Source organism: Streptosporangium sp. NBC_01469, from assembly GCF_036227305.1.
Taxonomy (GTDB): Bacteria; Actinomycetota; Actinomycetes; order Streptosporangiales; family Streptosporangiaceae; genus Streptosporangium.
Window position 1 is genome coordinate 269291 of sequence record NZ_CP109465.1, and the last position, 14832, is coordinate 284122.

General features: G+C 69.4%; 14 protein-coding genes. 10 read left to right on the forward strand and 4 right to left on the reverse strand.

Translation table 11 applies throughout. From position 1 onward, the window contains the following. Positions 1-19 precede the first annotated feature (19 nt). On the reverse strand, positions 20-2203 hold the full coding sequence (locus tag OG587_RS01220) for a transglycosylase domain-containing protein (RefSeq protein ID WP_329085992.1): 2184 nt from the start codon (positions 2201-2203) through the stop codon (positions 20-22). 102 nt (positions 2204-2305) lie between these two features. Beyond that, positions 2306-2785 carry an Lrp/AsnC family transcriptional regulator gene (locus OG587_RS01225; protein WP_329093692.1) on the reverse strand — a complete coding sequence of 160 codons (480 nt, stop codon included), beginning with the start codon at positions 2783-2785 and terminating at the stop codon, positions 2306-2308. A gap of 102 nt (positions 2786-2887) precedes the next feature. On the opposite strand from OG587_RS01225, the gene hppD reads away from it, so the two are divergent. The 3 genes from hppD (at position 2888) to OG587_RS01240 (ending at position 6369) form a co-directional block, all read left to right on the forward strand. After that, positions 2888-3997 carry a 4-hydroxyphenylpyruvate dioxygenase gene (gene hppD, locus OG587_RS01230; RefSeq protein WP_329085994.1) on the forward strand — a complete coding sequence of 370 codons (1110 nt, stop codon included), beginning with the start codon at positions 2888-2890 and terminating at the stop codon, positions 3995-3997. Positions 3998-4071: 74 nt separating this feature from the next. Beyond that, on the forward strand, positions 4072-4797 hold the full coding sequence (locus OG587_RS01235) for an RDD family protein (RefSeq protein WP_329085996.1): 726 nt from the start codon (positions 4072-4074) through the stop codon (positions 4795-4797). Between the two features lie 72 nt (positions 4798-4869). Continuing rightward, positions 4870-6369: a M1 family metallopeptidase gene (locus OG587_RS01240; RefSeq protein WP_329085998.1), complete on the forward strand. Its 1500-nt coding sequence runs from the start codon at positions 4870-4872 to the stop codon at positions 6367-6369. Between the two features lie 168 nt (positions 6370-6537). Here OG587_RS01240 and ilvA read toward each other — a convergent pair whose 3' ends face one another. Next, positions 6538-7746: a threonine ammonia-lyase gene (gene ilvA / locus OG587_RS01245; protein ID WP_329086000.1), complete on the reverse strand. Its 1209-nt coding sequence runs from the start codon at positions 7744-7746 to the stop codon at positions 6538-6540. Positions 7747-7868: 122 nt separating this feature from the next. Between ilvA and OG587_RS01250 the strand changes: the two genes are divergently transcribed. The 6 genes from OG587_RS01250 (at position 7869) to OG587_RS01275 (ending at position 11880) form a co-directional block, all read left to right on the forward strand. Further along, entirely contained in the window at positions 7869-8210 is a 342-nt protein-coding gene (locus OG587_RS01250) for a PadR family transcriptional regulator (RefSeq protein WP_329086002.1), read from the forward strand. Beyond that, the gene (locus OG587_RS01255; RefSeq protein ID WP_329086004.1) at positions 8207-9130 is read left to right on the forward strand and encodes a hypothetical protein; all 924 of its coding nucleotides are present in this window, start codon (positions 8207-8209) and stop codon (positions 9128-9130) included. The genes OG587_RS01250 and OG587_RS01255 overlap by 4 nt, the downstream gene beginning before the upstream one ends. A gap of 131 nt (positions 9131-9261) precedes the next feature. Then, positions 9262-10152, forward strand: a complete 891-nt coding sequence (locus OG587_RS01260) for a hypothetical protein (RefSeq protein WP_329086006.1) — start codon at positions 9262-9264, stop codon at positions 10150-10152. A 53-nt stretch (positions 10153-10205) separates the two neighbouring features. Continuing rightward, positions 10206-11090, forward strand: coding sequence for a hypothetical protein (locus OG587_RS01265; RefSeq protein WP_329086007.1), 885 nt, complete (start codon positions 10206-10208; stop codon positions 11088-11090). Between the two features lie 226 nt (positions 11091-11316). After that, complete coding sequence (locus OG587_RS01270; RefSeq protein WP_329086009.1) at positions 11317-11595, forward strand: hypothetical protein; 279 nt, start codon at positions 11317-11319, stop codon at positions 11593-11595. An 87-nt stretch (positions 11596-11682) separates the two neighbouring features. Next, complete coding sequence (locus OG587_RS01275; protein ID WP_329086010.1) at positions 11683-11880, forward strand: hypothetical protein; 198 nt, start codon at positions 11683-11685, stop codon at positions 11878-11880. 22 nt (positions 11881-11902) lie between these two features. Here the strand turns inward: OG587_RS01275 and OG587_RS01280 are convergent, their stop codons facing one another. Then, positions 11903-13084, reverse strand: a complete 1182-nt coding sequence (locus OG587_RS01280; protein ID WP_329093694.1) for an FIST signal transduction protein — start codon at positions 13082-13084, stop codon at positions 11903-11905. A gap of 349 nt (positions 13085-13433) precedes the next feature. Between OG587_RS01280 and OG587_RS01285 the strand changes: the two genes are divergently transcribed. Next, positions 13434-14831, forward strand: a complete 1398-nt coding sequence (locus OG587_RS01285) for a sigma 54-interacting transcriptional regulator (RefSeq protein ID WP_329086013.1) — start codon at positions 13434-13436, stop codon at positions 14829-14831. Position 14832: the final 1 nt, after the last annotated feature.

A 14832-nucleotide genomic window follows, 5' to 3' on the forward strand; every position in this document is an offset into this window, starting at 1 on the left:
GACCGCGCCCGTCCCCCCGTCAGTTGCCCTGAACGGGGTCGCCAAGCCGGTGGCCCAGGCCGTCGACACCGAGGTCGCCACCGCCCCTGTCGCTCCTGTCGCCCGCGCCGCCATCACCACCGCGCCCGCCGGGATCCTCCTCCTGGGGTGGCCCGGGGGTGTCGTCGGGACCGCCCGGTCCCCCGTCGGCGTCCTCGGGGGCCGCGGTCTGGTCGGGACCCGGGGTCTCCTGGCCGGGGGTGGCGCTCTGGTCGGGACCGGGGGTGGCCGGCTCGTCGGGGCCGGGCGTGGCCGTTTCCTGGCCGTCGCCCTGCTCGTCGCCGGAGCTGTAGTCGTACGGGGAGTAGCCGTAGTTGGACGGCTCCTTGAACTCCTTGACCGGCTTGCCCTCCATCGCCTCGACCATGAAGGCCCGCCAGATCTGCGCGGGGTAGGAACCGCCGTACAGGGCGCTGCCGTTCACCGTCACCGGCTTGTTGTCGTCGCGGAACATGTCGACCGCCACGGCCAGCTGCGGGGTGAACCCGGCGAACCACACGGCTGCGGACTCGTCGGTGGTGCCCGTCTTGCCCGCCACGGGACGGTCGTAGAGGCGGGCACCGGAGCCGGTGCCCGCCTCGACGACCTGGCTCAGCGCATAGGTGGCGTCGATGGCGGCCTGCTCGCCGAAGGCGCGCCTCCCCTTGGTGGAGCTCTTGACGACCTCGCCCTCGGCGTCGGTGACCAAGCGGATCACGTGGGCCTCGCGGTGGACGCCCTCGGCGGCGAAGGCGGCGAAGCCGGAGGCGTTCTGGACGGCGCTCACCGAGGCCACGCCGAGCGGGAGCGTGGCGGCGCCCCGGTGCGGGTCGAGCTGCTTGCCGGGGATCCCGACCTCCTCGGCGACCTTGACGACCTTGTTCAGGCCGACCTTCTGGCCGAGGTCGACGAACGCGGTGTTCACCGAGCTCTGGGTGGCCTTGACGAGGTTGACCTCGCCGTAGGAGTAGTCGCCCGAGTTGGGGATGTCGGCGGAGGCGATCCGCAGCGGGGAGTTGCCGTCGACCCTGGTATCGAGGCCGAAGCCGTTGTCCAGGGCCGCGGCCAGCGTGTAGGCCTTGAACGTCGATCCGGCCTGCACCTTGGCCGAGAAGGAGTTGTCGAACTTGTTGGCGGTGTAGCTGCGGCCGCCGTAGAAGGCCACCACCTCACCGGTGGCGGGGTCGACGGCGGCGAGCCCGGTGCGGACCTTCTTGGGGGTGTCGTCCGGCAGGACCGAGGTGACGGCGCGCTCGGCGGCGGCCATCAGGTTCTTGTCGAAGGTCGAGACGATCTTCAGTCCGCCCTGGTTGATGACCTCGTCGGTGTAGCCCCTGCTCTTGAGCTCGGCCGTCACCTGGTCGAGCATGTAGCCCTCCTGCCCCGTGAGGGCGAAGATCGCCTTGGGCTTGCGGAGGCTGGGGAAGGTCACCGTGGCGGCCTGCTGGGAGGTGATGGCCCCGGTGTCCACCATCCCGTCGATCACCGACCGCCAGCGGTCCCTGGCCGCGGAGAGGTCGGGGCCTCGCGGGTCGGCGAACCTGGAGGGCTGCTGGATCACCGCGGCGAGGTAGGCGCCCTCGGCGAGGCTCAGCTTGCTCACGTCCTTGCCGAAGTAGGCTCCGGCCGCCGCCTGGACCCCGTCGGCGCCCCGGCCGAAGTAGATCGTGTTGAGATACTGCTCCAGCACCCAGTCCTTCGACTTCGACTGGTCCACCTTCAAGGAGATCATGACCTCCTTGAGTTTCCGGATTATGGAACGTTCCTGGCTGAGGCCGCTGTAGTAGTTGCGGACCATCTGCTGGGTGATCGTGGAGCCGCCCTGCAGCTGCTGGCCGCTGACCGTGGACCACATGGCGCGGAAGGTGCCGGAGAGGGAGACGCCCTGGTCCTCGTAGAAGGAGCGGTTCTCCGCCGCGATGACCGCGTTGCGCAGGCTCAGCGGCACCTTGTCGAGGGCCACGCTCTTGCGGTTGACACCCTGTCTGGCCAGCACGGTCTTGCCGTCACGGTAGTAGATCACCGAACCCTGCGCGGTGGCCCTCGGCTGCGTGCTGTCGGGAATGGGGGTGATCGCCCACACCACCCCGAGCAGGCCGATCGCCGAGATGATCCCGACGCCGAAGACGATGAGTGTGATCCTCAGGAACTTCCTCCTGAGACTGCTCGTCCCGCCCTTTAACACGCGTGACCCCCCGATAGGACCCGCCGCTGACCCCCGACGGTTGCGGACCGTTAAGGGTAAACGATGGATAACGGTGTCTGGCCCCTGCTTGGCATGGTACGGCTAGCCCTTCCCCTTGCGCGGGACATCGGCCACCAAAGGCAGAACACGGTATGGCACAGGGGTGTCCAAGGCGATCACCGACGAGGTTCTGACCACGCCCCGGACGTCAACGATCAGGTCAATTACCCGCTGCAGGTCGGCATTGCTGCGCGCCACCACCCGGCAGTGCATGTCGTCGCCGCCGGTGATGGTGTGCACCTCCAGCACCTCGGGGATGGCGGCGAGCTGGTCGGCGACCGGATCGTACCCGCTGACCTGGCGGATCTGCAGGGTCACGAACGCGGTCACGTCGTAGCCGAGCGCCGCCGGGTCGACGTCGGGGCCGAACCCGGTGACCACCCCCCGGGAGGTCAGCCGGTCGAGGCGCGCCTGCACGGTCCCCCTGGCCACCCCGAGCCGCCGCGAGCACTCCAGCACCCCGAGCCGGGGCTCCGCCGCCAGCAGGGCGATGAGCCGGGCGTCGAGCTGGTCGATCGTCATGATGTACAGATACTCCGCGATGATCGGTGAGTAGGTGTGCATGTTGTGCAGTCTTTGAAGACACTGTTGCACAAACAGCCCAGAAAAACAGACAGTATTCGCATGAGCGACATCTTTCCTGTGAACGGTATGGACTGCGTGGTCTTCGCGGTGGGCAACGCCAAGCAGGCCGCCCACTACTACTCCAGCGCGTTCGGCATGCGGCTCGTGGCCTACCGGGGCCCGGAGAACGGCAGCCGGGACGAGGTGGCGTACGTCCTCACCTCGGGCTCCGCCAGGTTCGAGTTCCGGGGAGCGGTGCGCCCCGGCACCGGGGTCGCCCGCCACGTGGCCGAGCACGGCGACGGCGTGATCGACCTCGCCATCGAGGTCCCCGACGTGGAGGCCGCCTACGCCCACGCGCTCGCCCGGGGCGCGCGGGGGCTGGCGGAGCCGCACGTCATGGAGGACGACCACGGCAAGGTGGTGACGGCGGCGATCGCGACCTACGGCGAGACCCGGCACACCCTGGTCGACAGGTCCAACTACAGCGGCCCGTACCTGCCCGGCTACATCGCGGCGAAGCCCCTGGTGGCGGCCCCCGACGTACGCAACGGCCGGCTGTTCCAGGCCGTCGACCACTGCGTCGGCAACGTGGAGCTCGGCAAGATGGACGAGTGGGTGGAGTTCTACAGGCGGGTCATGGGCTTCACCAACATGGCGGAGTTCGTCGGCGACGACATCGCCACCGAGTACTCGGCGCTGATGTCCAAGGTGGTCGCGGACGGCACCCGCAAGGTGAAGTTCCCGCTCAACGAGCCGGCGATCTCCAAGAAGAAGTCGCAGATCGACGAGTACCTGGAGTTCTACGGCGGCCCCGGCGTGCAGCACATCGCGCTGGCCACCAACGACATCCTCAGCACCGTCGACCACATGCGCGAGGCCGGTGTGAGCTTCCTGGACACCCCCGCCTCCTACTACGACGACCCCGAGCTGCGCGCCCGCATCGGCGAGGTCCGCGCGCCGATCGAGGAGCTGAAGAAGCGCGGGATCCTGGTCGACAGGGACGAGGACGGCTACCTGCTGCAGATCTTCACCAAGCCGGTGCAGGACCGTCCGACGGTGTTCTTCGAGCTGATCGAGCGGCACGGCTCGCTCGGTTTCGGCAAGGGCAACTTCAAGGCGCTCTTCGAGGCGATCGAGCGCGAGCAGGACCTGCGGGGCAACCTGTGACCGAGGACCGGCTCGGGGGCAACCCATAACCGCCCTTGGCTTTGCGGTGGCGGCCTTGTGGTGATCACCCTTGAATGGGATCAGCAGCGCCACCGCCGGACGACCGGGGATCGGACCCGTGGTCCGATCCCGCACCGCCCGGACCGGGCTGCGAAGGTCCGGGCCCCGGCCCCGGCCACGCACCTGACCCCGGCCCCGATCCCCGGCCCGGCCACGGACCGAGCCCCGGTCCCGGCCATGAGCCTGCCCCCGGCCCGGGTCACGGGCCGGGCCACTGGCCGGGTCACAGGCCAGGTCATGGGCCGGGCCACGGCCCCGTCTTCGGTCACGCGCCCGCGGGGGAGCCGCCGGGCGGTTTTCCCTGGCCGGGCGGCATAAGGCTGGGCGGGCGCTGGCGCCGCCTCTTCGCCGGAATCCTCGACCTTCTCGTCGTCGGACTCATCTCCTCGCCCTTCACCTACCGGACCGTCACCACCGTCACGGGCGCGGAGAGTGGTCTATCGGTGCAGGTACCCTACGCGGAGACTCTCCTGGTGGCGGTCATCGGCTTCCTGTACTACTGGCTGCTGACCGCCTTCTGGAACGGTCAGACGCTCGGCAAGAAGATCTTCCGGTTGCGCGTGGCGGACATCAGCGGCAAGAAGGCCGGTGTCGGGCAGGTCGCGCTCCGTGAACTGGTCACGTGGCTGATGTACTCCACCTGCTGCCTGGGCTGGATAGATGTGGCTTTCATCCTTTTCCATCCACGCAAGCAGGCCGTACACGACATCGCGGCCAGGACGCTTGTCATAGACGCCTGATCGGCGCAGGTCAGTCGCGTAGTGTGCCATTTCACGGGCTCGGCCGTCCGGCCGGGAAAGGGGCTTTAACGTATGGCGTCCAAACGGCTGGCCACCACGGCGACCGCCGCTCTTCTCAGCACGCTCGGGACCGTCGGCACGGTCGCCTGCTCGACGTCGAGCGGGGAGAGCGTCCCCGCGGTGAGCTCCGTGAAGCCGGACACCTCCACCGTGAGCCCCTTGAAGCCGGTCGCCTCAGCCTCCGACGTCGTCGCCGGTCACGGAGCCGTACCCGGCGCCCCGGGGATCGGTGACTCCGACTTCCCCACCGACGGCAACGGCGGCTACGACGTCGGCCACTACGGGCTCACGCTGAGCTACGACCCGCCCTCCAAGCACCTGTCGGGAGTGACCCGGATCGAGGCGCGGGCCACCCAGGACCTGGCGAGCTTCAACCTCGACCTCTCCGGCTTCACCGTCAGCCGGATCACCGTGGACGGCAGGCCCGCGAAATTCGACAGGGCCGGGACCGAGCTCAACGTCACCCCGGCCGCGTCCATCCCGAACGCCGCCGCGTTCAGTGTCGAGGTCGCGTACGCCGGCGAGCCCAAACCGGTCCGGGGCTCCTCCAACCTGGGCACGTACGGCTTCATCCCGACCCGGGACGGCGCGTTCGTCACCTGCCAGCCCAACGGCGCCAAGACCTGGTTCCCCGGCAACGACCACCCCTCGGACAAGGCGAGCTACGACTTCGAGGTCACCGTGCCCGCCGGGCTGACCGCCCTGGCCAACGGCGAGCTCGTCGGCACGCCGAAGACGGCCGGGGGCAGGACGACCTTCCGGTGGCGGGAGAGCCATCCGATGGCCAGCTACCTCGCCACCATGACGCTGGGCAAGTTCGAGATGCTCCAGGGCAGGACCCCTGGAGGTCTGAAGAACCTGGCGGCCGTCGACCCGAGGTTCCGCGGCTCGCTGCAGAAGCTGTACGACGTGTCGGGAAGGGTCACCGACTACTGGAGCACGATCTTCGGCCCCTACCCCTTCTCCTCCACCGGAGGCGTGGTCGACGACTTCCCCGCCGGTTACGCGCTGGAGAACCAGACCAAGCCCATGTACGGCGGGTTCGCCCCCGGCGACGACATCATCGCCCACGAGCTGGCCCACCAGTGGTTCGGTGACAGCCTCAGCATCACGCGGTGGAAGGACCTGTGGCTCAACGAGGGCTTCGCGACCTACGCCGAGTGGCTCTGGTCGGAGCACGAGGGTCAGGCCACCGCCGAGCAGCTCTTCCGCAGGCAGTACGGCGCCGGGGCCGACGACCCCATCTGGAGCTACCCTCCCGGTCGGGCCAAGCCGGACGACCTGTTCAACAACTCCGTCTACACCCGGGGCGGCATGACGCTCCACGCGCTCAGGCAGCGGATCGGCGACCCGGCGTTCTTCAGGCTCCTGAAGGAGTGGAACGCCACACACAGGTACGGAAGCGTCACGACCCCGGAGTTCGTCGCGATGGCCGAGAAGATCTCCGGCAAGAAGCTCGGAGCCCTCTTCGACGCCTGGCTGTTCACCGCGAAGAAGCCGACCACCTGGTAGGAAGGCCATCCGGGTAGGAAGGCCGTCCGTCCACCGCCGTGACCGGGCCCGACGACCCGGCGGCGCACCTCCCGCCACCACGGCGGCTCCTCACTCCCCGCCGACTCCCCCCATCGGCTCCTTCGGCGGCTCACCCGGTCGACTCCCCCCGTCGGATGACCCGTCGGCTCACGCGACGATGATCTTGTATCCCTCGACGCGCAGGGAGCCCAGCACCTCCTCGGAGTGCACCGGCCCCTTGGTCTCCAGCTGCAGCTGGACCTCGACCTCCCCAGGGTGCATGCCCAGCCGCTCGTGCACGATGTCGAGCACGTTCGCGCCGAGTTCCGCCAGCCGCGACAGCAGCGCCGCCAGCGCGCCCGGCCGGTCGGAGAGCGGGACCCGCAGGGTGAGATAGCGCCCGGCGGCGGCCAGACCGTGCCGGAGGACCTTGGCCAGCAGCAGCGGGTCGATGTTGCCCCCGGAGAGCACGGCCACCACCGGCGGCTCGAAGACCTGCGGGTGGGCCAGGATCGCGGCCACCCCGGCCACGCCCGCGGGCTCGACGACCTGCTTGGCTCGTTCGAGGCAGAGCACCAATGCCTGGGAGATCTGGCTCTCGGTGACGGTGACGACGCTGTCGACCAGATAGTGGATCAGCTCGAAGGGCAGCTCGCCCGGACGGCCCACCGCGATGCCGTCGGCCATCGTCGAGGCGGGCCTGACCTCCACCGGATGCCCGGCGGACAGCGAAGCCGGGTAGGCGGCGGCCCGCTCGGCCTGGACCCCGACGATCCGCATGCCCGGCCTCAGCGACTTGGCCGCGAGCGCCACCCCGGCCGCCAGCCCACCCCCGCCCAGCGACATCACGATCGTGCCGACCTCGGGCAGCTGGTCCACGATCTCCAGCCCGATCGTGCCCTGCCCGGCGATGACGTCGGGATGGTCGAAGGGGTGGATGAACACGGCCCCGGTCCGGTCCGCGTGCTCCCTCGCCCGCTCCAGCGCGACGTCCACGGTGTCACCCGCGAAGAGCACCTCGGCGCCGTACGACCGGGTCGCGGCCACCTTGGGCAGCGGCGCCCCCCGCGGCATGTAGACCGTCGCCCTGGTCCCGACCAGCCCCGACGCGAGCGCGACCCCCTGCGCGTGGTTGCCCGCGCTCGCCGCGACCACCCCGCGCCGCCGCTCCTCCTCGCTCAGCCCGGCGATCCTGACATACGCCCCCCGGATCTTGAACGAGCCCGAGCGCTGCAGGTGTTCGCACTTGAGGTGGACGGGCCCGCCGATGATCTCGGAGAGCACGTGGGAGTGGATCAGCGGGGTGCGCAGCGCGACGTCCGCCAGCAGCTCACGCGCGGCGACCACGTCGTCGTAGGTCACCTGGGGGTCCGACATGCGGATCATCGTACGGCGCGCGCGCCCACGGTCCCGCCCTGGGTGCGCGACCACCCGGCGGAGCGGGCTTTCCGTACGTCACGCATTGACCATACTTCGCGAGACGAAGTATGGTCCTCCGCATGGCTAAAGGATCATCCACAGTCAGCGAGCCCAGCTATTTCATCCTCGCCTCGCTGCTCGACGGCCCGCTGCACGGGCACGCCATCATCAAACAGACCCTGGAGCTGTCGGAGAACCGGGTGAGGCTGCCGGTCGGCACGCTCTACGGCGCGCTCGACCGGCTCGCCGCCAACGGACTGATCGCGGTCGACCGGGAGGAGGTCGTCGAGGGGCGGCCGAGAAGATACTTCGTCCTCACCGACCAGGGCCGCACCCTGGTCGGCGCCGAGGCCCTGCGAATGCAGCAGGCCGCCTCGGTGGTGACGGCGCGGATCCTCCGTCCGGGATCGGCGTTCTCATGACCGTCGCCGCCACGGACCACCGCACCCGTGCGGAAATCCTGGAACGGCGGTACCGGTGGCTGCTGCGGGCCTACCCCCGCGCCTACCGGAAAGGGCATGGGGGCGAGCTCGTCGCGATACTGCTCGCCACCGCCGAGCCGGGACGGACCGCGCCCTCGGCCCGCGAGTCCCTCGCCCTGGTCATCGGCGGGCTGCGGACGCGGATGATCGGCACCACGGAACGGCCCGGCTGGGCCGACGGGCTCCATCTGGGGATCCTGGCGGTCTCCGTCGCCCAGCTGGCCATGCTGGTGCCGTACACGACGACCATCCCCCTGTGGGTGGGACTGTCGGCACTCGCCGTGATCCTGATCACGCTCGGCCGGGTGCGGGCCGCCCTGCCGGTGGTGACGCTGGTCGCGGTCAAGGTCTGCTCGATCACGCTGGGCCGCACCTGGCTGGACCTGACGGTGTTGCCGGTCGATCCGGACCCGTTCTGGAGCGGCGGGGCGCTCTACGGGGGCGGCGGCCCGGTGGCGCCGATGGTGGGCTACGCGCTGGTCGTGCTGGGCCTGCTGGTGCTGGCCACCCGCGCACCCCGGGTCGGCAGACGCTCCTGGCTCTGGCTTCCGGCGGCCCCGCTGCTCGCCGGGGCGGACCCGGCGGGCCTCGACCTCTCCGAGGGCGCCGGTCCGCACATCGCGGTCAGGATCGGGCTGGAGGTCGGAGCCCTCCTGCTCGCCGTCTGGGCGGGCCATGTGGCCCGCGACCCGCGGTGGGCCGTAGCCTCCGCGATCTATCTGATCCCGGTGTGCGCCGTCTACGCCGAGAACCTGGGCGCGCACGGAGAGAAGGACCTGGCCCACCTGGCGCTGCTCATCCTGCTGACCGGCCTCGCCACCGCCGCGCCCCACCACGCGAGGCGGTACGCCCCACTCTGACCGGGCCGTCCGGCGTGGATCAGGCTGATCACCTTTGACAGAGCCACCCCCGCGAGAGGGCTCCGGACCTTCCCCTCCTCCGCGGGCGCCACCGCCCCGCGGCCATCCCCGCACGCCGAAAGAGGCCAACGATGACACGAGTTCTCACGACCATGCCCGCGGCCGGTCTCCTCCTGCTGCTGCTCTCCGGCTGCGCCGCGGCGGGAGCGCAGAGCACGCAGCCGGCACCCACCGGCGGCCCGCAGGACAGGCGCCATCTGATGGAGACGATGCGCACCGACTGTATGGAGCGGAAGGGCTTCAAGTACGTCCAGAACATCCCCGAACCCCGGAAGATCTCCGCCGACGAGGAGCTGAGATCGGCAGGGGACTACCGGGCGATGATGAAATATCGCGAGAAGTACGGCTTCGGAAGGTTCGCCGACTACATCTATCCCGACGATCCCGAGCTACGTGCCGGAAGCATGAGAAAGCTGATGGCCAGCTCACGCGTGCAGGCGGACATGAGGCTCCAGGGGTCGATGTCCGAGACCCAGCGCGCGCAGTGGGCGGTCGCGAACGACACCTGCTACTCAGAAACGATCAAGGAGCTAACCGGCAGGACGTTCACCGACGAGCATGCCCTGCGGCTGCGGATGGACGAGATCTCCACACGGCTCAGATCAAGCGAGATCGACGGCGACCCAGAGCTCGTCCGGCTCGCCCGCGACTACGGCTCCTGCCTGCGGGACAGGGGCGTCCGGGTCTTCTCCCTCAAGCCGACCGAGATCGAGATGAGCGCCCAGTCGCATTTCGTGGTCGGGCTCGAAGCCGTCGCCCAACGCGACGACAGCATCAGGGCCGGGGTCTACATCCCGGCCTTCTCCGCCGAGGAGGCCGCGCCCTATCTCGCGAGGGAGGTGCAGGCCGCGATCGAGGACCTGGAGTGCGGCAGGGACTTCTACGCCGCCCACCGCCCGAAGGACGACGAGGTCTCGGAGAAGGTCCTGCGAGAGCTGGGCGTGAGCAAGGAACTCCTGTGAGGACCTCAACCACTACCCGGCCGCGTTTCCGATCACGGAAAAGGATCCCGACCATGCCACGAGCAACCACGAGCGTGTCCGTGTCCGTGGCCGTTCTCACCCTGGCCGTACTGACCGGATGCGGCGAGGCTCCGACCGGCGGCGCGCTCGCCGCCGGATCCGCGGCCTCGACCTCCGAGCCGCAGGACAAGCGCCGCCTGATGGAGGCGACGCGTGTCGACTGCATGAAGCGCAAAGGCTTCAAATACACGGCGGACGTGCCCGCACCCAGGGTGCCCGTACCGGAAAAAATTCAGGAGCAGACCGGCGAGTACCAGAAGATAAAGCTTTATCGGCACAAATATGGCTTCGGGGTATTCGCGCGCCACCTCTACCCCCAGCTCTACAACGAGCACGGGCTCGACAACCCCAACCAGCCGGTTCTCAGATCCCTGTCGCAGACCCAGCGAGCAGCGTGGGACGCGGCGGACGCGGCCTGCTACGGGACCGCCTTCTCAACACTCACCGGCAAAAAGGCGACCTCGCTGTCCGACGCCTTCACCCAGATCAACAGAAGGTCCGAGCAGCTCGAAGACGATGCCCTCAACGGGGACGCCCAGCTCGTCGAGCTCGCGCGCTCCTTCGGCGAATGCCTCAGCGCCAGAGGCCACAAGATAACCTCGCTCAAACCGACTCAGATCTCCCAGAACGGCCGCCTCAGGTTCGAGGCCGAGTCGGCGAGACTGGGGGCCGCGCAGAACCCGGATACCCGAGGCGCCGACTCCTTTATCCCGCAGCTGACACCCGACCAGGCCGAGCCGTATCTGAAGCGGGAGATCAGTGCGGCGATCGAGGACCTGGAGTGTGGCCGGGACTTCTACGCCCGCTACAACCCCAGGTCCCGGGAGATCAGAGAGAAGGTCGACCAGGAGTTCGGGGTGAAGGACGGGCTGCTGTGACAAGTCTTCTGGTCGGCACCTGAACAAGTCAGCTGTCCACCGCTTCCCGCCCGATTCCACCCGACGGGCATGCCGGGGTGTGAGATCACTCTCTGGCGCGGATCACGTCTTGGAGTTCCGTACGGAACCGGTGGAAGTCCTTCGATGGGCCGGGCGATGATCTCCTAGTCCGGCCCCGGTCCCACGGAGTCGGCCGTACCGAGATCCAATAGAAGGAGACGACCCGATGAGCAGTTATCGCGGGTGGCGTGAAAGCGGCCACCTGGAGCGGGCGATCGAAACCGCGGGCGGGCCGGAGCGGTTCGAGGCGGAGGTCCGGCACTTGGGGGACGAGAACCGGATTCGGCGTCTCACCGAGATCACTGAGACGCGTATCGAGGGCCGGCTCAACCATCAGTATTATGAAAATTGCCTGCCAGGGTATTACTGGCATAGTCGTGAGGCAATCGGTGACGATCCCTCCCGAGCTCTACGAGCGGGGAATCAGAGTCATCCGACCGCGTGACCTCTCCGGCCGATACTCACAGCCCTCCAAGGAGGTCGGTTCGCGCCACGTGACCTCGCCGATCTCGCGGAGCTGGCGGACCGGGGAATGATCGACGCTGAAGCGATCGCGCTGGCGCGGCGTGTCATCGGATGGGCCCCGTCACTCCGTATGTTCTCCTCCGTTCCTTCCGGCACGGCGAGCTCGTGGGAGGTTGATCTCGCCCACCAGCTCGCGGCCCTGCCCGATCCGGACGACTGCCTGGGACGAGTGAGAACCGCGCTCGCCCAAGCTCTTCGCGACTGAACGCCACTGGTCTCCGCAGTCGTCACGAGCCGTCGGCCGGAGCGCGTGAGGAGAAGACCAGGACCGAGGCGGTGAAGCCGTGGACGTGGTTGTGGCCGCCCACCGGGCCCACCTCTCCGGCGGCGAAGAACCCGGCCACCCCGATGGGGCCCAGGGTCTCGCGGACGGCGACGGCGTCGTGGTCGGCGCTGCCGAACATGGCCGAGCCCCGGCCGTTGCAGGAGAACAGCAGGGCGCCGTCCACCCGGCCGAACTCCTCGCGGTGCGCGTCCAGCAGTTCGTACAGGTCCTCGTCGGCGGTGGCGGCGTCGCGGACCTGGAAGCGGACGGTGCGGCCGATCTCGACGACGTCGCCGATGGCCACGGCCTCCCGCTCTGGGTCGATGCCGAGCACGCCCCGGATCAGGAAGTCGCCGCGCTCGTGCTTCTCGGCGTACTCGTCCATGGCGATGCCGATCTGCAGGCCCGAGGCGACCAGGTCGCGGTCGTCCTCGTCCAGGGCGCTGACGATCTCCTCCAGCCGCGCCAGGGCGGGCTGCCCGGCGAGTTCGAGCAGGAGGTTGTCCTCGACGGAGGTGACGGCCATCGTCGGGCCGATCGGGCGGCAGCCCTGGCTGACCACGGTGCTGACGTTGAGGGCACCGCTGAGCAGCACCCCGACGGCTCCCTCGGTGTGGATCTCCCCGTTGACGAACAGCCGGACCGCGCCGCGGCCCTGGATCGCGTTGGCCAGGCCGCCGATCAGGGGAAGGTTCCCCATGACCTCCTCGGAGCGCTCGACGAAGCCGTCGGTGGGGAAGCTGTAGGGGTCGGCGAGCAGGATGGCCGCGTGGTCGTCGGGGGCGCGGTCGGGCAGGCCGACCACGACGAAGCGGTCGCCGGTCCTCAGCGTGTCGAGCGCGAAGGTCGTCAGCCGGGCCCCGCCGAGGGAGGCGGCCCAGGCGCTCACCGCGGGGGTGACCTCGACCCCCTGCCCGTCGCCGATGACCCCGGTGGCGCTGCACCCGACGACGGCGGCGCCGGGGGCCATGCTCATCGCGCGCAGCCCGGCGCGGGAGACGTCGTCGGGATCGTCCCCGCAGATGAAGAAGCAGAGCAGGTCGGCCGGTCCGGACAGGCCGGACAGGGCTTGGCGCACCGCGGCCTCGGCCGCGGAGACCAGATCGGACCCCACCGCGAGGCCGTCGGCGAAACGGCTCGTCATCAGCGCCACTCGTCTCGCCTCTCCTTCTTGTCCCTTGCCCGGTGGCTCGCCGGGGAGCGTCCGAAGCTCGCCCTGAAGCCCTGAAGTCTGTCGTGAACTGCCGTGAACTGCCGTGAACCGAGGCCGTGAGGCCCGTCAGCGCCGCGAAACCGCGGGCGCCGGAGATCCCACGTGGCGGCCCCTTCCGAGATCGCCCCGGCTCCCCGATCCGGGAGCCGCCCGATGCCTTGTCTTGGAGCGATTCTCCCCACTGCCGAGACAAGCACTCGTGTTGACCGCCCGCAATAGTCAAGATCCGAAAGAGGGATGAGAGTGCCGGATCGGGCGTTGTGGACGTAGGCTCGACCCCGTGCCTCAAATCCCAGAGCCACGTACTCTGCGCGAGCTTCGCGCGAGCGGCCATATTCACCGTACGGTAAAGGCCGAGATCCGTGAGAATCTCCTGACCCGCCTGCGGGCGGGGGAGCCGCGGTTCCCCGGCATCGTGGGCTTCGACGACACCGTCCTGCCATACCTGGAGCGAGCGCTGCTCGCCGGGCACGACCTGGTCCTGCTCGGTGAGCGGGGTCAGGGCAAGACCCGGCTGATCCGCACCGTGACCGGGCTCCTCGACGAGTGGACCCCCGTCGTCGAGGGCTGTGAGATCAACGACCATCCCTACGAACCCTCGTGCGTCCGCTGCCGCCGCCTGGCCGGCGAGGCGGGCGAGGAGCTGCCGATCTCCTGGAAGCACCGGGACGAGCGGTACGGCGAGAAGCTCGCCACCCCCGACACCTCCGTCGGCGACCTGATCGGCGACATCGACCCGATCAAGATCGCCGAGGGGCGCACGCTCGGCGACCCGGAGACCGTCCACTACGGCCTGGTCCCCAGGAGCAACCGCGGGGTGTTCTCCGTCAACGAGCTGCCCGACCTGGCCGAGCGCATCCAGGTCTCGCTGCTCAACGTGCTGGAGGAGCGCGACATCCAGGTCAGGGGCTACAACCTGCGCCTGCCCCTGGACATACTGCTGATCGCCAGCGCCAACCCCGAGGACTACACCAACCGCGGCCGGATCATCACCCCGCTGAAGGACCGCTTCGGCGCCGAGATCCGCACCCACTACCCGCTGTCGATCGAGACCGAGCTGGTCCTGATCCGTCAGGAGGCCGCGCTCGACCAGGTGGGCGCCGACCTGCCCGACCACCTGATCGAGGTGATCGCCCGCTTCACCCGGCTGGTCCGCGAGTCCACCGCGGTGGACGCGCGCTCGGGCGTCTCGGCCCGCTTCTCCATCGCCGCCGCCGAGACCGCGGCGGCCTCCGCCGTACGGCGGGCGGCGCTGACCGGCGAGGACCACGCGGTGGCCAGGGTCGCCGACCTGCCGGGAATCGTGCACACGCTGCGCGGCAAGGTGGAGTTCGAGGTCAGCGAGGAGGGCCGGGAGACCGAGGTGCTCTCGCACCTGCTGCGCAGGGCGGTGGCCGAGACGTTCCGCGGCACGATCGGCGGCACCGACCTGAACCCGCTGCTGGAGAGGTTCTCCGAGGGCGTCCAGGTCGAGTCGGGGGTGGCGGTCCCCGCGGCCGAGCTGCTGCGCAGGATCGGCCCCGTTCCGGGGCTGGCAAGGATCATGTCCCAGCTCGGCATCGGCGACGAGTCCCCCGGGCACGCCGCCGCCGCGCTGGAATTCGCCATGGAGGGCCTTTACCTCCTGCGCCGGCTGTCCAAGGACGAGGTGGACGGCACGACGGTTTACCGCACCTGAG